Source organism: Methylomonas rhizoryzae, assembly GCF_008632455.1.
Lineage (GTDB): Bacteria > Pseudomonadota > Gammaproteobacteria > Methylococcales > Methylomonadaceae > Methylomonas > Methylomonas rhizoryzae.
This window is the reverse complement of record NZ_CP043929.1, coordinates 2,579,130-2,595,347: the sequence shown is the minus strand read 5'-3', so window position 1 is coordinate 2,595,347 and position 16,218 is coordinate 2,579,130. Positions and strand designations below refer to the sequence as shown.

The 16,218-nt window shown below is 50.6% G+C and carries 17 protein-coding genes and 2 pseudogenes; 16 read left to right on the top strand and 3 right to left on the bottom strand.

Going from position 1 to position 16,218, the window contains the following annotated elements; translation table 11 throughout:
* Nucleotides 1-4: 4 nt before the first annotated feature.
* The 7 genes from ureA to F1E05_RS20750 all read left to right on the top strand — a co-directional run bounded on the left by ureA (nucleotide 5) and on the right by F1E05_RS20750 (nucleotide 7,392).
* Nucleotides 5-307 carry an urease subunit gamma gene (ureA, locus tag F1E05_RS11550; protein WP_150048596.1) on the top strand — a complete coding sequence of 101 codons (303 nt, stop codon included), beginning with the start codon at nucleotides 5-7 and terminating at the stop codon, nucleotides 305-307.
* Between the two features lie 348 nt (nucleotides 308-655).
* Nucleotides 656-973, top strand: coding sequence for an urease subunit beta (locus F1E05_RS11545; RefSeq protein WP_150048594.1), 318 nt, complete (start codon nucleotides 656-658; stop codon nucleotides 971-973).
* On the top strand, nucleotides 970-2,673 hold the full coding sequence (ureC, locus tag F1E05_RS11540; RefSeq protein ID WP_150048592.1) for an urease subunit alpha: 1,704 nt from the start codon (nucleotides 970-972) through the stop codon (nucleotides 2,671-2,673). The genes F1E05_RS11545 and ureC overlap by 4 nt, the downstream gene beginning before the upstream one ends.
* 297 nt (nucleotides 2,674-2,970) lie before the next feature.
* Nucleotides 2,971-3,303, top strand: coding sequence for an STAS domain-containing protein (locus F1E05_RS11535; RefSeq protein ID WP_150048590.1), 333 nt, complete (start codon nucleotides 2,971-2,973; stop codon nucleotides 3,301-3,303).
* 15 nt (nucleotides 3,304-3,318) lie between these two features.
* On the top strand, nucleotides 3,319-3,744 hold the full coding sequence (locus tag F1E05_RS11530) for an ATP-binding protein (RefSeq protein ID WP_150048588.1): 426 nt from the start codon (nucleotides 3,319-3,321) through the stop codon (nucleotides 3,742-3,744).
* Between the two features lie 21 nt (nucleotides 3,745-3,765).
* A complete protein-coding gene (locus F1E05_RS11525) occupies nucleotides 3,766-7,110 on the top strand; it encodes an NAD-glutamate dehydrogenase domain-containing protein (RefSeq protein ID WP_150048586.1) in 3,345 nt (1,114 codons plus the stop codon).
* Between the two features lie 150 nt (nucleotides 7,111-7,260).
* Nucleotides 7,261-7,392, top strand: coding sequence for a hypothetical protein (locus F1E05_RS20750; RefSeq protein WP_269473481.1), 132 nt, complete (start codon nucleotides 7,261-7,263; stop codon nucleotides 7,390-7,392).
* A gap of 56 nt (nucleotides 7,393-7,448) precedes the next feature.
* Here the strand turns inward: F1E05_RS20750 and F1E05_RS11520 are convergent, their stop codons facing one another.
* The gene (locus F1E05_RS11520; RefSeq protein ID WP_150048584.1) at nucleotides 7,449-8,660 is read right to left on the bottom strand and encodes a glutaredoxin family protein; all 1,212 of its coding nucleotides are present in this window, start codon (nucleotides 8,658-8,660) and stop codon (nucleotides 7,449-7,451) included.
* A 217-nt stretch (nucleotides 8,661-8,877) separates the two neighbouring features.
* Here F1E05_RS11520 and F1E05_RS11515 point away from each other — a divergent pair, with 217 nt between their 5' ends.
* From F1E05_RS11515 to F1E05_RS11500, 5 genes and pseudogenes are all read left to right on the top strand, one after another.
* The gene (locus F1E05_RS11515) at nucleotides 8,878-9,174 is read left to right on the top strand and encodes a hypothetical protein (protein ID WP_150048582.1); all 297 of its coding nucleotides are present in this window, start codon (nucleotides 8,878-8,880) and stop codon (nucleotides 9,172-9,174) included.
* A 279-nt stretch (nucleotides 9,175-9,453) separates the two neighbouring features.
* Nucleotides 9,454-9,894 (top strand): hypothetical protein, encoded by a 441-nt coding sequence (locus tag F1E05_RS11510; protein WP_150048580.1) that lies wholly within the window; start codon nucleotides 9,454-9,456, stop codon nucleotides 9,892-9,894.
* 188 nt (nucleotides 9,895-10,082) lie between these two features.
* Nucleotides 10,083-10,605, top strand: a pseudogene (locus F1E05_RS20905) (REP-associated tyrosine transposase).
* Between the two features lie 122 nt (nucleotides 10,606-10,727).
* Nucleotides 10,728-10,922 carry a hypothetical protein gene (locus tag F1E05_RS20610; protein WP_232056635.1) on the top strand — a complete coding sequence of 65 codons (195 nt, stop codon included), beginning with the start codon at nucleotides 10,728-10,730 and terminating at the stop codon, nucleotides 10,920-10,922.
* Between the two features lie 28 nt (nucleotides 10,923-10,950).
* Nucleotides 10,951-11,310 carry a hypothetical protein gene (locus F1E05_RS11500; protein WP_150048578.1) on the top strand — a complete coding sequence of 120 codons (360 nt, stop codon included), beginning with the start codon at nucleotides 10,951-10,953 and terminating at the stop codon, nucleotides 11,308-11,310.
* On the opposite strand, the gene F1E05_RS11495 is transcribed toward F1E05_RS11500, so the two are convergent.
* Both F1E05_RS11495 and F1E05_RS11490 read right to left on the bottom strand, forming a co-directional pair.
* A complete protein-coding gene (locus tag F1E05_RS11495) occupies nucleotides 11,296-11,811 on the bottom strand; it encodes an IS630 family transposase (protein WP_232056862.1) in 516 nt (171 codons plus the stop codon). The two genes, F1E05_RS11500 and F1E05_RS11495, sit on opposite strands and share 15 nt — an antisense overlap.
* On the bottom strand, nucleotides 11,811-12,293 hold the full coding sequence (locus tag F1E05_RS11490; protein WP_150047952.1) for a helix-turn-helix domain-containing protein: 483 nt from the start codon (nucleotides 12,291-12,293) through the stop codon (nucleotides 11,811-11,813). Before F1E05_RS11490 ends, F1E05_RS11495 begins: the two co-directional genes overlap by 1 nt.
* A gap of 355 nt (nucleotides 12,294-12,648) precedes the next feature.
* On the opposite strand from F1E05_RS11490, the pseudogene F1E05_RS11485 reads away from it, so the two are divergent.
* The 4 genes and pseudogenes from F1E05_RS11485 (at nucleotide 12,649) to F1E05_RS11470 (ending at nucleotide 15,698) form a co-directional block, all read left to right on the top strand.
* Nucleotides 12,649-13,735, top strand: a pseudogene (locus tag F1E05_RS11485) (IS5 family transposase).
* Nucleotides 13,736-13,916: 181 nt separating this feature from the next.
* Nucleotides 13,917-14,249 (top strand): hypothetical protein, encoded by a 333-nt coding sequence (locus tag F1E05_RS11480; RefSeq protein WP_150048576.1) that lies wholly within the window; start codon nucleotides 13,917-13,919, stop codon nucleotides 14,247-14,249.
* Between the two features lie 65 nt (nucleotides 14,250-14,314).
* Complete coding sequence (locus tag F1E05_RS11475) at nucleotides 14,315-14,809, top strand: hypothetical protein (RefSeq protein ID WP_150048574.1); 495 nt, start codon at nucleotides 14,315-14,317, stop codon at nucleotides 14,807-14,809.
* A 13-nt stretch (nucleotides 14,810-14,822) separates the two neighbouring features.
* On the top strand, nucleotides 14,823-15,698 hold the full coding sequence (locus F1E05_RS11470) for a leucine-rich repeat domain-containing protein (protein WP_150048571.1): 876 nt from the start codon (nucleotides 14,823-14,825) through the stop codon (nucleotides 15,696-15,698).
* Nucleotides 15,699-16,218: the final 520 nt, after the last annotated feature.

Genomic DNA, 16,218 nt, shown 5'->3' with positions numbered 1-16,218 from the left:
AACCATGCAGCTAACCCCCAGAGAAAAAGACAAACTCCTCCTCTTCACTGCCGCCCTCCTCGCCGAGCGCCGCAAAGCCAGAGGCTTGAAACTCAACTACCCGGAAGCGGTGGCTTATATCTCCGCCGCAATCATGGAAGGCGCGCGCGACGGCCAGAGCGTGGCGGAGTTGATGAGTTACGGGCGCACCTTGTTGACCCGCGACGATGTGATGGACGGCGTGGCGGAAATGATTCCGGATGTGCAGGTGGAGGCGACGTTTCCGGATGGGACAAAGTTGGTGACGGTGCATGAGCCGATTGTTTGATTGTTTGTGTCGCTGGCGTGACAACTATTTTGAAGTCGGGGCTCGGCCCGACAGCCGAGTGACTTTTCTTTGTTTGGCCAAAGAAAAGTCACCAAAAGAAAGGCCACCCCATGCCGCTTGGTCCCTGCGCTCCAAAGGCTTTGAACGGGGTTTTCGGAAGGGCTTTCCTAGCCCTCCGAAAACGCGATGCATCCCTGCATCGCCCCTAACGGGCTATTCCGTCCAAAACCTTCGGTGCTCGGCGCGGCATCAGGGGAGAAAAACCTCCCGCTAACAAAACGATTTACAAAACGTAGCGTGGGCACGAGTTTCGAGCCCACGCGGAAAAACGATTAAAAGGAGCCCAATATGATCCCCGGAGAAATCTTCCCCGCCGCCGGCGATATCGAACTCAACGCCGGCCGCGCCACGGTCAAAGTCCTGGTCGCCAATAGCGGCGACCGGCCGATTCAGGTCGGCTCGCATTATCATTTTTACGAAACCAACCCGGCTTTGCATTTCGACCGCAGCGTAGCTTTGGGCTTTCGGCTGGATATTCCGGCCGGTACTGCGGTGCGCTTCGAGCCGGGTCAGCAGCGCGAGGTGCAGTTGGTGGCGTTTGCCGGCGAACGTAAAGTCTACGGCTTTCGCGGCGAAGTAATGGGTGCATTGGAGAAACACGCATGAGCAAAATCAGCAGACAAGCCTATGCCGACATGTTCGGCCCCACCACCGGCGACCGCCTGCGACTGGCCGACACCGATTTGATTCTGGAAGTGGAAGCCGATTACACCGTCTACGGCGACGAGGTGAAATTCGGCGGCGGCAAGGTGATCCGCGACGGCATGGGCCAAAGCCAGTTGGGCAACGATCAGGCCGTGGATTTGGTGATTACCAACGCGCTGATCATCGATTACTGGGGCATCGTCAAGGCCGACGTCGGCGTCAAGGACGGCCGGATTTGTAAAATCGGCAAGGCCGGTAATCCCGACATTCAACCGGGCGTGGATATCATCGTCGGCCCCGGCACCGAAGTCATCGCCGGCGAAGGCCAGATTCTGACCGCCGGCGGCATCGACGCCCACATCCATTTCATCTGCCCGCAACAAATTGAAGAAGCGCTGTGCTCCGGCGTCACCACGATGATAGGCGGCGGCACCGGCCCGGCCACCGGCACCAACGCCACCACTTGCACACCCGGCCCCTGGCATCTGCAACAAATGCTGACCGCGCTGGACGGTTTGCCGATGAACTTTGGTTTGCTGGGTAAAGGCAACGCCAGCCTGCCCGGCGCGTTGGCAGAACAAATCCAAGCCGGGGCCATGGGCCTGAAACTGCACGAAGACTGGGGCACCACCCCGGCGGCGATCGATTGCTGCCTAGGCGTGGCCGAGGAATACGACGTGCAGGTGGCGATACACACCGATACCTTGAACGAATCCGGCTTCGTCGAAGACACCTTCGCCGCCTTCAAAGGCCGCACCATCCACACCTACCACACCGAAGGCGCCGGTGGCGGCCATGCCCCGGACATTATCAAAGCCTGCGGCCTGAGCAACGTGTTGCCGTCGTCGACCAACCCGACCCGGCCTTACACGGTCAACACCGTCGACGAACACTTGGACATGTTGATGGTCTGCCATCATCTTGATCCCAGCATCCCGGAAGACGTGGCCTTTGCCGAATCGCGCATCCGCCGCGAAACCATCGCCGCCGAGGACATCCTGCACGACTTGGGCGCGTTTTCGATGATTTCTTCAGATTCGCAAGCCATGGGCCGGGTCGGCGAAGTGGTGATCCGTACCTGGCAAACCGCGCATAAAATGAAGGCGCAACGTGGCGCACTGGCCGGCGACCCGGCCAGCAGCGACAACCAGCGCATCAAGCGCTACATCGCCAAATACACCATCAACCCGGCGCTCAGTCACGGCATTTCCCACGAAGTGGGCTCCATCGAAGCCGGCAAACTGGCCGACCTGGTACTGTGGCAACCGGCGTTCTTCGGCGTCAAACCCAGCCTGGTCATCAAAGGCGGCTTGATCGCCGCCGCGCCGATGGGCGACGCCAACGCCTCGATACCCACCCCGCAACCGGTGCATTACCGACCGATGTTCGGCAGCTTCGGCCGCACCGCCGCCAACAATTCGATGATCTTTTTGCCGCAAGCTGCGGTTTCGGCAGGCGTGGCCGGGCAATTGGGTTTGCAAAAACGGGTCGGCACGGTGCGTAACACTCGCAACATCGGTAAATCCGATATGAAGCTGAACGACTACCAACCGGTGATGGAGGTTTGTCCGCAAACGTATCAGGTCAAGGCGGATGGGGTGTTGTTGACCTGCGAACCGGCGGTGTTGTTGCCGATGGCGCAGCGGTATTTTTTGTTTTGATGAGATTTTGCCGTGACCGATCAATCAAATGACTACGGCAACAAGTTTACCCCGTTGCGCCGTATGGCCTCAGGAAAGTCCGCGTGGCAGTAGAGCCGCTCCTGTGCAGAAGATCGATGAAGCGTTTTACCCGTCGCTCAAGCAATGGGGGAGGGCGCATGCAGGTGTAAAAATTGTAGCCGGGCCGGTGAACTATCGGCCGCGGCGGTTGCCCCAGATTCGAAAAGCAGACGAACAGCTGCTACGCTTGGCGTGTAAGCTTTTATAACTGAACTCTATAGGGATTAATAATAAAAAATGAATTTGAATTTATCGAAATCAAACGATTTTAACGTGTTGACCGTATTGGACGAAAGAATCGATGCGCATAATTCCGCGGATTTAAAAGACTATATTTTACGCCTTATAGAGCGGGGCGAGCAGAATATCATCGTGCAATTGGAACATGTGCGGTTTATCGATAGTTCCGGCTTGGGCGCTTTATTGTCCGGGCATAAAAATACTATAGCTAGATCGGGACGGTTTGTTTTGACGAATATTCAACAGCAAGTCGGCTCCATGTTCGAGTTAACCCGTTTGAACCGGGTTTTTGAAATTTATGCCGGCGTCAGTGAAGTAAGCAACGAATAGCCAGGGTATAAAATTATGTGCTCTGAAATAATACAAGTCGACGTATTAATACCTACGCATACTAAATATCTGGATTTGATTGGTAGTATAGGCGAGCGCATAGTCAAAGAACTGGATAATTATTCAGGCGATAAAGATGCGTTAGCCTATCAATTGAATCTGGTATTGACTGAAGCCACGGCCAACGTGATTAAGCATGCCAAGGACGAACACAACGAGAATTCGGTACGGATCAGAATACATTTGCACGATAACATATTGGATATCAAGGTATTCGATCACGGGCAAGGATTTGACTTGAACAAGGTGCCTGAGCCGGATTTCGAGGATCCCAAAGAGAATGGAATGGGTTTGTTTTTTATTCGCTCGGTTATGGATTCGGTTACCTACAGCCGAGTAGGCGACCAAAATGTTTTGGAAATTATAAAATATCTGAATTAACTAATTAAGCAAGAAATAAATATGCAAGCACGGAATAACGCATGGTTGGATAATCTGGATCGGTTTGCCGTTAGAGCGCTAGGTACCAAACAGTGGTCCGGTTTGAAAAATAGTTACGTTGATCAGTTAGTCGTAGAGTACCAGGCGTATATTTCTCCCCGATTTGCGCTAAACGATATTTTGCATGTGCAGGCGGCATTTAACACTGGGCAACAGTTGGTTAGCTGGGTTAGGCCGGACAAATATCATCCCGAATATCGCTTGCATTTTTATTGCTTGCAAGAGCGTTATTTGGACGAATTCATTCCGGTATTGGAAAATTTGCATTTGCGGGTAGTGGATCAAATTCAATTCGGCTTTTCGGTCAATGATCAGCGCGTCACGCTTAAGAGTTTTATCGTTAGAGCGGCCGGCTCGGGATGTATGCCGTTTTACCGGATCAAATCCTTGTTGCTGGCGGCTTTGCAACGGATTTGCGCCGGCCGTCTGGAGAATGACCCGCTCAATCGGTTGATTCTTTTAAGCGGTTTGAGCTGGCAAGCCTGCGACGTGTTGCGCGCCTACCGCAACTATCTTCTGCAATTGGATCACCGCAGCTCCGTTACCACTATCCAGCAGGCCTTGCTGGAAAACCCACGGGTTGCTAAAAGCTTGTTCGATTATTTCGAGGCCCGGTTTCGACCGGAACCGAGTTGGCAGGAGCCGTCGCGGCGCGAAGAACAGGCCTTGTTTTCACTACGATTGGGCTTGTTGGAAAACATGGCGGCCGTCGACAGCATCCACCACGACCGCATTTTGCGCACCTTTTTTAACTTGATCGACGCAAGCGTTAGAAGTAATTTTCATCTGCGCAAAGACAGCGACGACTATTTCGTCGCGATCAAAATCGATAGCTTGGGCGTTATCGATATGCCGGCACCCAGGCCCCAATACGAAATCTATGTGCACGCCTGCGACATGGAAGGCATACATTTGCGCGGCGGCAAAGTGTCGCGCGGCGGCATCCGTTGGTCGGACCGGATAGACGATTTTCGCACCGAAATTCTGGATTTGATGCAAACTCAGATCAGCAAAAACGCCTTGATCATACCGACCGGCGCTAAAGGCGGGTTTGTGGTGAAAAACGGCCGTAGGTACGAAAATGTTGCTGCAGCCGGCAAAGCCGCTTATTTGCGCTTGATTCGCGGCTTGCTGGATTTGACCGATAACTTCTGCGGCGAGCAGGTGCTTTGTCCGGCCGAAATTGTGGCTCACGACGATCCTGACCCTTATTTGGTGGTGGCCGCCGACAAGGGAACGGCCCGGTTTTCCGATATGGCCAATGGCGTAGCGCACGAGTACGGCTTCTGGTTGGGCGATGCCTTCGCCAGCGGCGGTTCGCAAGGTTACGATCACAAAGCTTTGGGCATTACCGCACGCGGCGCTTGGGAATGCGTCAAGCGGCATTTTCGGGAACTCGGCAAAGACATTCAAACCGAACCGTTCACGGTCGTCGGCATAGGCAGCATGGACGGCGACGTGTTCGGCAACGGTATGCTGTTGTCGCGGCAGATACGCTTACTGGCGGCGTTCAGCGGACAACATATTTTCCTCGACCCCGATCCGGTAGACCTCGAGGCGGCTTATAACGAGCGTAAGCGTTTGTTCGAGTTGCCCGGTTCCAGTTGGGACGAGTACGATCGAAAACTGATTTCTGCGGGCGGCGGCGTGTATCTGCGAGCCGACAAAGATATTTCACTTTCCCCGCAAATCAGAAAATGGTTGGGCATCCGGTTCAAGGCTATCGACGGCGAATCGTTAATCCAGGCCTTGTTAAAAGCACCGGTGGAATTGTTGTGGCTGGGCGGCATAGGCACCTATGTGAAAGCCGCTGCGGAACAGCACGAACAGGTCGGCGACCGCAATAACGACAACGTCAGGATAGACGCTTGCGATTTAAGGGCTTTGGTGGTCGGCGAGGGCGCCAACCTAGGCTTTACGCCGAAGGCGCGGGTGGAATACGGCTTGCGCGGCGGCAGAATCAACACCGATGCGGTGGACAATTCGGCCGGTGTCGATACTTCCGATCACGAAGTGAATTTAAAAATCTTGCTCTCCGGTTTGGTCGGCAAAGGATTGCTTGCCGACTATCGGCAATTGTTTGCCGATCTCACCGAAGCGGTCTGCGAATCGGTGATAGCCGACAATATCGCGCAAAGTTTGTGTTTATCTTTGGATCAGCGTCGTTGCGCCGAAAATCCGGCCTTGTTCATGCAAGTCGCCGCGCGCTTGGAGGCCTGCGGATTGTTGGACAGAGAGTTGGAAGCCTTTCCTACCGACGAGGAAATCAAAACCCGCTCCGATCATGCGTTAACCCGGTCCGAGTTGGCGGTGCTGATGGCGTCGGCGAAAATGTATTTGACCAAGCAATTGGAGGAGCACGGCGATTTATTGCAGGCGGCCTGTTATGACCAATACCTGGCGGACTATTTCCCGCCCGCTCTAGCGGTAAATTTTAAGGCGTGGTTTTCCGAACATCCCTTAGCCGCACAAATCAAGGCAACCGTCATTAGTAACCGCATCATCAATCAAGCCGGCAGCAGTTTTTTGGTGCAGGAAGATAGTCAAAACGGCAATTTGCTCAATTATGCGTTGAGCTACTTGGCTCTGGATCAGATTTTCGACGCGCCGCACTATCGCGAAGAAGTCGAAGCCGCCAACAATCAGGCGGCTGCGGATATTCAATACGAAATGCTTTTGACGTTGGAGCAAGCCTTAATCCGCTGTTGTCGCTGGGCGGTTTCGCACCAACAGGCATTGACGCCGGATAACGATACCATCGTGCATTATCGTCGAGAATTAGAGCGTTATCGGCAGCATTTGCGCCAACACGCGCAACAGCCATTGCAAAGCGTCAGTCAAGCCTACTGCGGTGTCGGCGTTTCTAGGCCGCTAGCGGAACGGGCGGCGTTGATGCGGCATATGGCCGATTTCATGTTCATGACTGCGCTGGCGAATAAAACCGATTTAACCTTCAATGCCTTAGAAATCCTCATCGCGGATATCGACGAACAACTAGGCACGCGAGATTTGGAACGTCAACTGGCGCAGATGCCGAGGCGGGATCAGTGGGTGCGAGCGATTTGCAATACTTTGCAAGCCGACATACAAGACTTTGTCGCTCAATTGTTGGTCAACATGGTGAAAGCATCGGCAAGTTCCTGTAGCCAATTTCTTGCCGGGCATGTAGATAATGCGGCCGTGGATAAATACAAAAGCTTGTATTTGGAAAACAAGAAAAACAGCCCGCCAAATTTGTTGGCTTATGTGCTGTTGATAAGACAATTGGGCGGATTGGTCTGTGATAAATCCGCAGCGGCGAGGTAGGTAGCATCCACGAAAAACCGGTAAGATGCCGACCCGTCTTTCCGCGTCAGCAGACTTTTGACGTTATTTGACTATCCCGGCCGGTTTCTGAAACTATGGGGCAAACACGAGCATAGTCATCAACCCGCCGCATAGTAGAGGTTTGCCGATATGAGTTTTGCCACTTTGAGCCAGTTGTTTCTGTTCTTGTTATGGCCGGCGGTTTTTCTGGCGGTTATTTATTTCAAGGATAAGGAAAAGTTTAAACAACGGCTGAAGCAGTTCAAATTTAAGGATTGGTAACGCGGAAAGTCGGCGATGCAGCCGGATTTTTCCCGTGTCTGGGAGCGGTCCGGCGTCTACCCCGTAAACGTTAGCCATTCCGGTTTGAAAATCAGCAACAGGCCGACCACAAGCAACACCGCTCCGCCTACCGCTTGAGCGTGTCGTGCATAAGTACCGGTCAACCCCGTTAACTGCAAGGTTTTCATGGCGACGAAAAATATCAATAAGTCGTCCGACATAAACACCAGGATATAAAGTCCCAAATAGGCGTGATACTGCCAACTGGGTAGCGCGCTTAACACCAGTATTTGAGTGTATACCGCAGGGATACCGGCCGAGCAGATTAACTCGACCAAATTGACCAGAAAAGCCAGCAGCACTATCCCGGTTATCGCCAAAAGGAAACGGCGTTCGCCGGCCAGCGTCCGTAAACCGGCGAATACTCGTTGCCTGGATGCGCTGTTGGTCACCTTGCAAACCGCTTCCGGATTAGTGAAATAGTCGCGTAAGTAATAACTTCCGCCTGCCAAGGCCAGCACGCCGGTCAGCAAGCGTATCCATAGCAACATGCCCAGAAACAGTAGCAGGTTGAGCCAAGCGGCCATAAACAAATAATAAACCGCTGCCGACGCCATGATGAACACGCTACCCAACACCCACATACGCAAGCGGTCTTTTAAACCTATCAACAAGCTGATCAGAAAAATCAAGGTCCACATCGCGCATGGGTTAAAGCCGTCGATTGCCCCCAGCATAACCGTCAACACCGGCAACGAAACGTGGGCAATCGATACTTCGCCGAATATCGGTAGTTTTAATACCTTCGGAACCGCAGGCGGACGAGCGGACGCTTGTAAACCCTCACTACCGGTTAATAGGGAATGCACGATGTCGTTACAAGCCGAGCGTAAACAGTCTGCCGCTGCGGTTTTAATCGCTTCTCCGCTGGTGCCGTCGTCGCTAAAGCCTTGAAAAAAGCGTTCACCGATGACGGTTAGCGGTACGCCGGGATGCTCTATGCCGAAATGTTCGGTGATGACGGAAAAGACTCTTCGGTTATCCGCTTCCCGGGTCAATTCCAAATAGCGGATCGGCGGACTGTCACCCTGCGCCGACCAGGTTTCTAGGTAACTGATTGCACGGCTGCAATGGGGGCAGCCGTCGGCCCAAAACAGGTAAACGGTAACCGCTGCAGTATCGGCTTGAGCATGAGCATTGGCGCTAAACGCTGCCAATAGCAAGGATAAAAACCCTAAGCATGCGCGGATTTTGTTCGCTGGCCGCATTGCACATCTCCTATTCGTCGACAGTATAAGACGTACTCAAGCTTAGACCCTGCACAACGCGCTCCGCGTCGGCTTGATCTCAAGATATTGAACAAGCAGAAGTTTCCCGGAAATTTGAAAAGGTCGATGGCGTAATGGCACTGGCTTGTATCCTTTTTCAATAGCCTTTGCGATGAACAAACTCAGCGCCAATTCGATGCGCGGCATCGGCTGCTAATTGCAAGGCTTTCACCTTGCAGCCGTTTTTCAAGATGTTGAAAAACATTTCAATCTCCCATCGGCAGCGATACCCGTCGACCAGGGGCGCCGCCTCGGACCAGGTTTGTACTTCAATATTCGTCAGCAGTCGCCATTTTATTTCGATCACAATGCCGACGGAATAAAAACCTCCACCGCTGGGGAGGGTGCGGACGATAGATTTTTGGTGTTGGATAAAAACGGTAACGGCACCATAGATAATGGCTGCGAATTATTCGGCAATGCTTATCTGAAAAGTAACCAAGATAAAACCTAGACAGGTTTTGTCTTGCGGGCTTGTAGCTGCCATTTTGTCTGCCAGTTTTGGCGCGACAGACTGACGAAATTGTCACTGGCTACGCTGAGCGGATAAAACTGTTCTCGATAAGCCAATGATTGATAGATACTTATCTTAGTGACCCAAATCATGCTCTAACGTGCGGAATTAAAATTTAAAAGCCGTAGAATTCAACCGGCATGGCCCGAATATACAAAAGACCGAAAAACCGATCCCAATGGTCACAGCCGATTTCACAACACGCAACAGGATAACAAGATGAGTTTTGTAAACGAAAAGATCCCGGAAGCCGATTTAAAACGTATCGATTTCAGTAAAGTCGCTGATCCGTTAAGTAACAGACCCATTTTTCCACCCCATGAATGGACAATTGATCGTGATAGAGATATTGCGTTGATTTCTTTGGGCGGTGGGATTGGGGAAAACGCCAGGTATCCCCACTTTTTCCTTTTTTATTGGCAAGGGCGAATTATACACGTCCAATTGTCTTCGAAATTTACTGGCGACTTTCCGACTAACGATCTGGAAGTCACCTGGAAGCTTTTGTTCCACAGCCGGCTGGAAGGCGTGCCGGAACAAGAGCTGATTGCTACGTTAAAAGAGGCGTTGACGTGTCATGGTTACTTAGGGTTCGATTGCCGAGATCAGGTCAAGGCATGCCATTTTGATTTTGATGGCCAACATTCGATAGGAGGTTAAGGGTATGACGCTGCAAGATATTCTGAACGATTTACGAATCAACAACGCCAAATCCGAAGGATTTTACACCACGGACTAGCTCGTCGAACTATTCAAGAGCGCCTCTATCGATGTGCCCGGCCCGCGTAGGGCGCAATAACCAGCGGCATTGCGTCGTATTTAATAAATTTGGTATTGATATTAAAAAAATGGATTACCGACGAATTTGGCATCCTGCGTAACCTATTTTTTTACGATCAATTTATTGCAAAGAAAAAATAATGACATGTTGATACAACATATTCAATTTTTACGGGATTAGATCAAATCGGTAAAGGCGAATCACCCATTTAAAATTCACGGCTGGGTGGTATTGCCAGAACATATGCATTGTTTGATTGAATTGCCGAAAAACGATACCGATTACGCAACAAGAATATGTTTGATAAAAATTGGATTTTCCAAGGCAATACCAAAAACCGAGCGAAGATCAGTCATTAGAATAAAACGAGGAGAACGCGGCATTTGGCAAAGGCGTTACTGGGAGCATGTAATAAGAGATGAAGCAGATTTTCAAGCGCATCTGAACTGTATCCACTATAACCCGGTGAAACATGGCTGGGTCAAGCAGAAAAAGACTGGCCGTACTCGACCTTTCATTTATGGGTCGAGCGCGGGGTTTATCCTTTAAATTGGGCAGGAAATGACGGAGATTTATATGAGTTTGAGTAGTTTGAAGATACGGCTCAATGCCCGCTGGTTATTGCGCCTTACTGCTTTAATGCAAGACCGGACCCCATTATCACCCCGGCCTTGGTTCCTTCTGATGACTTTTTTCTTGAAAATTCTTGTAAATGGCTTCGATTAAATCAATAGTTAAACATATCGCTGAAGAAGGAGTTCAGGGTTTTGGTTTTGGGTTTATATTCATATTTATTGGAGTGGGCCTGATACTTGGTGTGGGTGGATATTCCGATCTAAAAATTGGTAGATACTTTATGCTTTTTGGGATATTTATAATTTTAGTGCGCTGGATTATTTTTTATTAAAATTAATTTTTACTGAAAGGAACTATGTATGTCTGAGACGCTTGAAAATATACAGACAGTAACTGGAGTTGCTAGAACAATTGGCGCTATTATTGCGCAAAGATATGGTGGAGAAACTGGTCAAGCGGCGGCTGCATATTTGCTTGGTCAGCCAGTTTGGGTCGCAGCAGCAGCGGATATGGTTGCAAAAACACAAGATGGAACTATTCCTAATAGTCAACTTGGAGAAGAATTAGCCGAAGTATTTAGTCAAACAGCGAATACTCTTTCTGGGTTTGGGTATTTAGCCGATTTCGCTGATATTGGTTTTCTTCAGTTTTCTGGATATACAGGGCTTCTACTTATTGCGTATGAAAATACATCAGATAAGCGCCTAGCAAAAAGTTAGCGTGTATTTAGAGCCAAATCCACGGCCAATTTCCTCAATGGCCTGTTCCAGTTCATCCGGCGTATATGCTTTGAAAGGCAGCCATTCATATTTCATCTTATGCCACAGCAATTCGATTCGGTTCAATTCAGGACTGTAGGGAGGCAGAAAATAAAATCGCATGCCTTTCTCTTCCAATAAATCCCAATAAGGTTTCAGCTTTTTGGCGGTATGAATGGAGGCATTGTCCAAAATCACCACCATCGGCTTGCTGACGCGTTCGATCAACGCCATCAGAAAGCCAAAGAACCACAGACCATTTACGCTCTGCCAAAGTTGGGTCAACAGTAGCCGCCCCGATGACAGCAGCGCGCCGATCACATTTATGCGCTGCGCGCGCTTAGCGGTAATGGCATGGACTTCGCCGCGCTTCGTCCAAGCCGAACGATTCGGTGGTTGCGGCGCAAATCCGGCTTCATCCACATACGCCAATTCGATATCACCGGCTTCCGCTTGCTTAATCAGTTCTGCGATATCGTGTCTCGCTTGTTCGAAGCGTTCGGGATCTCGCTTTTTTTTAAACTATAGCGCGTGCGCTTCCAGACATAGCCCATGCGTTTCAACTCGTTTCGCAACGTACCGGCACTGATCGTCACGCCGCATTCCGCCGTCAGTCGACTGACCAGAGCCCGACAGGTCAATGGTTCTGCCTCAATCCAGCCTTTGAGCTGATTGCGATTCGCGTCCGTCAGTTTACTCGGCGCACCACTGCGCGGCTGATCCGGTAAGCTCGCTAGCCCGTTTCTCCACCACTTCCGCCGCCGCTCACGAATCGCTTCCGGCTTTACACCCTGATGCGCGGCAACCGCAATCACTGTTTGACCATCGGATAACATCAGGATGGTTTGCGCCCGTTCGCGCTCTCGCCAATCACTCCCTTTCTTGACGATTATTTGGAGTTGCTCTCGTTCGGTTTCGCTCAATTCAATCGGTTTTACGCGCATTCCTTTAGTTATCGCTCTGTTCAAAACCCTGCTATTCTACTGCATGGCGATTTATTGTTAAGCGCTTAGCTACAAAGAGACTTTTTTGGACTTCAATATTTGACGGCCTTACCGGAATTGGTAACCTTGATGAGTGGGTGACACATGTTAAAGAGCTATTTCCTATCATCGACTCTCTCATAAACATAGGACATTGTATTGGGCTAAATTTACCAACGCCATATGATATAGCAGGCTGTTGATTTTATCTCCCCTGTAACCCGCATTGGCTGGTTGAGTCAGATGTGTTGGTAAATCATAAAGTATTGTTCTAAATGATAAAATAGTTCTATCTCCAATATATTGCACTGTCCCCATGCGCGGCGCCGACATTACTCAAGAAGACCTGTTCAGTTACCGAACCCTGGAAAGCCGGATTCCCAAAAAGCATCCGCTACGCAAGCTGCGTCAAGTGGTCGACTTGTTGCTCGCCACGCTAAACGACGAGTTCGACGCGCTCTACGCTCGTCGCGGTCGAGATTCCATTCCGCCGGAACGCTTGTTGCGCGCCAGTTTGTTGCAAGTGCTATTTTCCATCCGTTCGGAACGGCAACTGGTGGAGCATATCGACTTCAACCTCTTGTACCGCTGGTTTGTCGGCTTGACGATAGATGACGAGGTGTGGGATCACTCGACCTTCAGCGCCAACCGCGACCGTTTGCTCAACGAACGGATCAGTCGTTTGTTTTTCGAACGGGTACTGGCCTTGGCGGAGTGGAAACAGCTGATCTCTGACGAGCATTTCTCGGTGGACGGCACGCTGATTCAAGCCTGGGCCTCGCACAAGAGTTTCGTCAAGAAAGACGGCTCGACCCCGCCGCCGGAAGATGGCGGCCGCAATCCCACGGTCAACTTCAAGGGCGAGAAACGCAGCAACGAAACCCATGCCTCGACTACCGACCCCGATGCTCGGCTGTACAAAAAGAGCGAGGGCGACAAATCGCAGCTGGCTTTCCTCGGTCATGCCTTGATGGAGAACCGTAATGGCTTGGTCGTCGACGTCGAAGTCACCCAGGCCACCGGCACCGCAGAACGCGAGGCGGCCCATGCCATGGTCAAACACGATCCACAAACCGGGCGCGACCTTGGCCGCCGACAAAAATTACGATACGCAGGATTTTGTCGCCAAGTTACGCCAGCGCAAAGTCACGCCGCATGTCGCCAGCAAGGAAAAAGGTTCGGCCATCGACGGACGTACCACACGGCATGAGGGTTACCGGAAAAGCCTCAACGTCCGCAAGCGGATCGAAGAAGTCTTCGGTTGGGCCAAGACGGTCGGCCCGCTACGCCCAACCAAGTTCCGGGGGTTAAAGAAGGTCGCCGCGCAAACGATTTTTACCTTTGCCGCCTATAACCTGACGCGCATGGGTACCATTTTCGGCTGGCGATACAGTACCGCCTAGGCGGTGGTGCGCCTGAAATCCGCCAAAAGGCGGAATTTAACGCCCTTCGGGGCGAATATAACCGGCTAAAACCGGTTTTTGAGGTGTGATCGGGCTTCCAGAAGCCCAACAAAACCAAAAAATGGTTTTGAAGCCGAAGGCATATAGGCAAATTTCAACACCCTGTTAAGGTAAATGAAACATGAACTTCATAGAAAACGACGAACAATTCGATGCCATGCAAGAAGCTCTTTTAAGAGAAATAGTCCGTGCAATCCGCACGGGTTTGGGTGACATCGGTATTGAGCCGGAAAAGGCATTTGAAGCCACGGAAAAAATGACCTTCAGTATCGCGGCATTACTAGACGGGGCTAGACCTGTAATGATTGAAGGGGAAAAAGTTAAGCCGTTCCTCGCTTTCAAAAAAGATAAAAATTGCCTTCTTTCAAACGGCGGCTCGTCCCTGCATGAAATGGCGTTCGATGTCGCCCTTGAAGTCTGTGGCGATGTAGATGAAGCGGCTGGCTTGGAATAAAGCAGAATTTTTACAATAGACATTTTCTTACGAAAATGATTTTTACCGCTTAAAGGTAGATAGACGTGCTGCCAAAACCCTTTGCCACACTCAACAGAGCCGACCTTGAACAGGCTCCCATCTGGGAATGGGCGCCAGAGGATTCGTCAGCAACAGAAAACGAGTTGGCAGATGAATCCTTTGTCTATGCGACCCAGTACGCCAGCATACCGATGGTTGATTATGGGCAATTTGTGGTCAGCGCGGACATTACGCTCAAAGAAGGCGGCGTAATGCCGGGAATCTGCGAAGTCAGCGTGGCCGCTGGCGAGCTCGCTGTTGTACCCGAGGTTGTTTTCATGCTGGACAGACAGCTTACCATACCCGCCGTGGAAACCAACCGGCTGTTGTCCCGTTATACCAAAACGCTGGAAAACTATCCAACTGGTTTTGTTTTGAAGGTACTGGTCGAGGGGGAACGCGAACTACGTTCCGGTAGTATAACCGCTGGCGACATGAAGGATTTGGTCGCAGTCGGCATGGACATGCTGAATGCATTAAAGTCGCTTCGAGCAAAATAACTTAGATTAGATCATGTGCCTGCAAGACTACCCCTTCCGCTTTGACCGATGGCCCAAAGGCATCGCTTATCCGCAAGACCATGATGGCGGTGATTCGCTTATGATTTCCATTGATCTTGGCGCGGTAGAGGAGAGCACTAAAAAGAAAATCATACATGAATGGTGTGCTTTTCTACCTGGCCAAGCGGGATTAAAACGGCTCAGCCTCTGGTCGCATGTAAACCAGCCGCTGTTCGAAGCAGCCTGCCAGCTTGACGGGCTGGAAGTTTTGCAAATCAAGTGGAGCAACATTACCAAGCTCGATTCAATCCGCAAGCTTAAAAATCTGCAGGCGCTTTCAATCGGCAGTTCTACCAAGATTCAGTCGATTGAGCCGCTCGCCGATCTTATTTCCTTGCACCTTTTGGAAATTGAAAACTTCAAAAAGATCGTTGATTTTTTCCCATTCACGCGACTGAAAAATCTGGAGTACCTGTCCGTGACGGGAAGCATGTGGACTCGGCAGAATGTCGGCAGCATGGAACCGTTTGCCGAGATGACCTGGCTAAAATCATTGGCGATCGATACAACCCACGTTAAGTCAATCCGCCCTTTGGCACGGTTAACGCAACTAGAAAATCTTGATATTGGCGGCAGGCTGCCATTTGAAGAATACGCCTGGTTATCAGCTAAATTGCCCAATACGGATTGCCGCTGGTTTTCACCCTATCTGGAACTGTCCGAGAGCGGATATAGCCCTTGTAAAACCTGCGGACAAAAAGCCATGGTGATGCTCACCGGCCGGGGTAAACCGGTTATCTGCAAATTCTGTGAGGCCGATAAGCTGAACAAACATGTGGCGGTATTTAATGCGGCTCGACAAAACGCGGGAAAGGAACCAGGCGTTTAACAAGATATTTTGGTTATCTAATGAAAATTAATTCATAAAATTATCGGGGGCGTTTGGTCGAGTTTGATAAGTATTCATTGAAAATGAGATCAATTTTTACTTGAATCCGACCGCAGCACACGCCAACACCAATCGTTTAACGAATCAATAAGCATTGAAGCGCTCCAGCCATTCGGGTAGATTTAGTGCCCACCATCGATCCCATTCCTGAGTGTCCTCAACATCAAAATAATAGCCTTCTTCGCTAAAATTGGCGCGGGGCAGCCATGTCAGATCGCTGGCATAATTGTAGATCGACCTCAATCCTTCCTTGCAGGGTTGACTGAGAAATTTTCCAGCACTTTGCGTTGTAATTGCGCATAAGCCGCCGATTCCTCTTCAGTAACATACTGAAACCAGGAGACCTAGTCCACCTTCTTGCCGCTTTCATCGATGTGTTCGCACAGAAGTTGTCAGATCTCATAATTTCTGAAAAAGCCATGACCATAAAAATCAAGCGTTTGCATAAATGTTGAGATTT

Excerpts from the sequence above, each read along its gene's own strand:
- F1E05_RS11520 (WP_150048584.1), bottom strand. The coding sequence starts at position 8,660 with ATGCGGCCAGCGAACAAAATCCGCGCATGCTTAGGGTTTTTATCCTTG.
- F1E05_RS11510 (WP_150048580.1), top strand. The coding sequence starts at position 9,454 with ATGAGTTTTGTAAACGAAAAGATCCCGGAAGCCGATTTAAAACGTATC.
- F1E05_RS20750 (WP_269473481.1), top strand. The coding sequence starts at position 7,261 with ATGAGTTTTGCCACTTTGAGCCAGTTGTTTCTGTTCTTGTTATGGCCG.
- F1E05_RS11535 (WP_150048590.1), top strand. The coding sequence starts at position 2,971 with ATGAATTTGAATTTATCGAAATCAAACGATTTTAACGTGTTGACCGTA.
- F1E05_RS11470 (WP_150048571.1), top strand. The coding sequence starts at position 14,823 with ATGTGCCTGCAAGACTACCCCTTCCGCTTTGACCGATGGCCCAAAGGC.
- ureA (WP_150048596.1), top strand. The coding sequence starts at position 5 with ATGCAGCTAACCCCCAGAGAAAAAGACAAACTCCTCCTCTTCACTGCC.
- F1E05_RS20610 (WP_232056635.1), top strand. The coding sequence starts at position 10,728 with ATGGCTTCGATTAAATCAATAGTTAAACATATCGCTGAAGAAGGAGTT.
- F1E05_RS11500 (WP_150048578.1), top strand. The coding sequence starts at position 10,951 with ATGTCTGAGACGCTTGAAAATATACAGACAGTAACTGGAGTTGCTAGA.
- F1E05_RS11545 (WP_150048594.1), top strand. The coding sequence starts at position 656 with ATGATCCCCGGAGAAATCTTCCCCGCCGCCGGCGATATCGAACTCAAC.
- F1E05_RS11525 (WP_150048586.1), top strand. The coding sequence starts at position 3,766 with ATGCAAGCACGGAATAACGCATGGTTGGATAATCTGGATCGGTTTGCC.
- F1E05_RS11480 (WP_150048576.1), top strand. The coding sequence starts at position 13,917 with ATGAACTTCATAGAAAACGACGAACAATTCGATGCCATGCAAGAAGCT.
- F1E05_RS11490 (WP_150047952.1), bottom strand. The coding sequence starts at position 12,293 with ATGCGCGTAAAACCGATTGAATTGAGCGAAACCGAACGAGAGCAACTC.
- ureC (WP_150048592.1), top strand. The coding sequence starts at position 970 with ATGAGCAAAATCAGCAGACAAGCCTATGCCGACATGTTCGGCCCCACC.
- F1E05_RS11530 (WP_150048588.1), top strand. The coding sequence starts at position 3,319 with ATGTGCTCTGAAATAATACAAGTCGACGTATTAATACCTACGCATACT.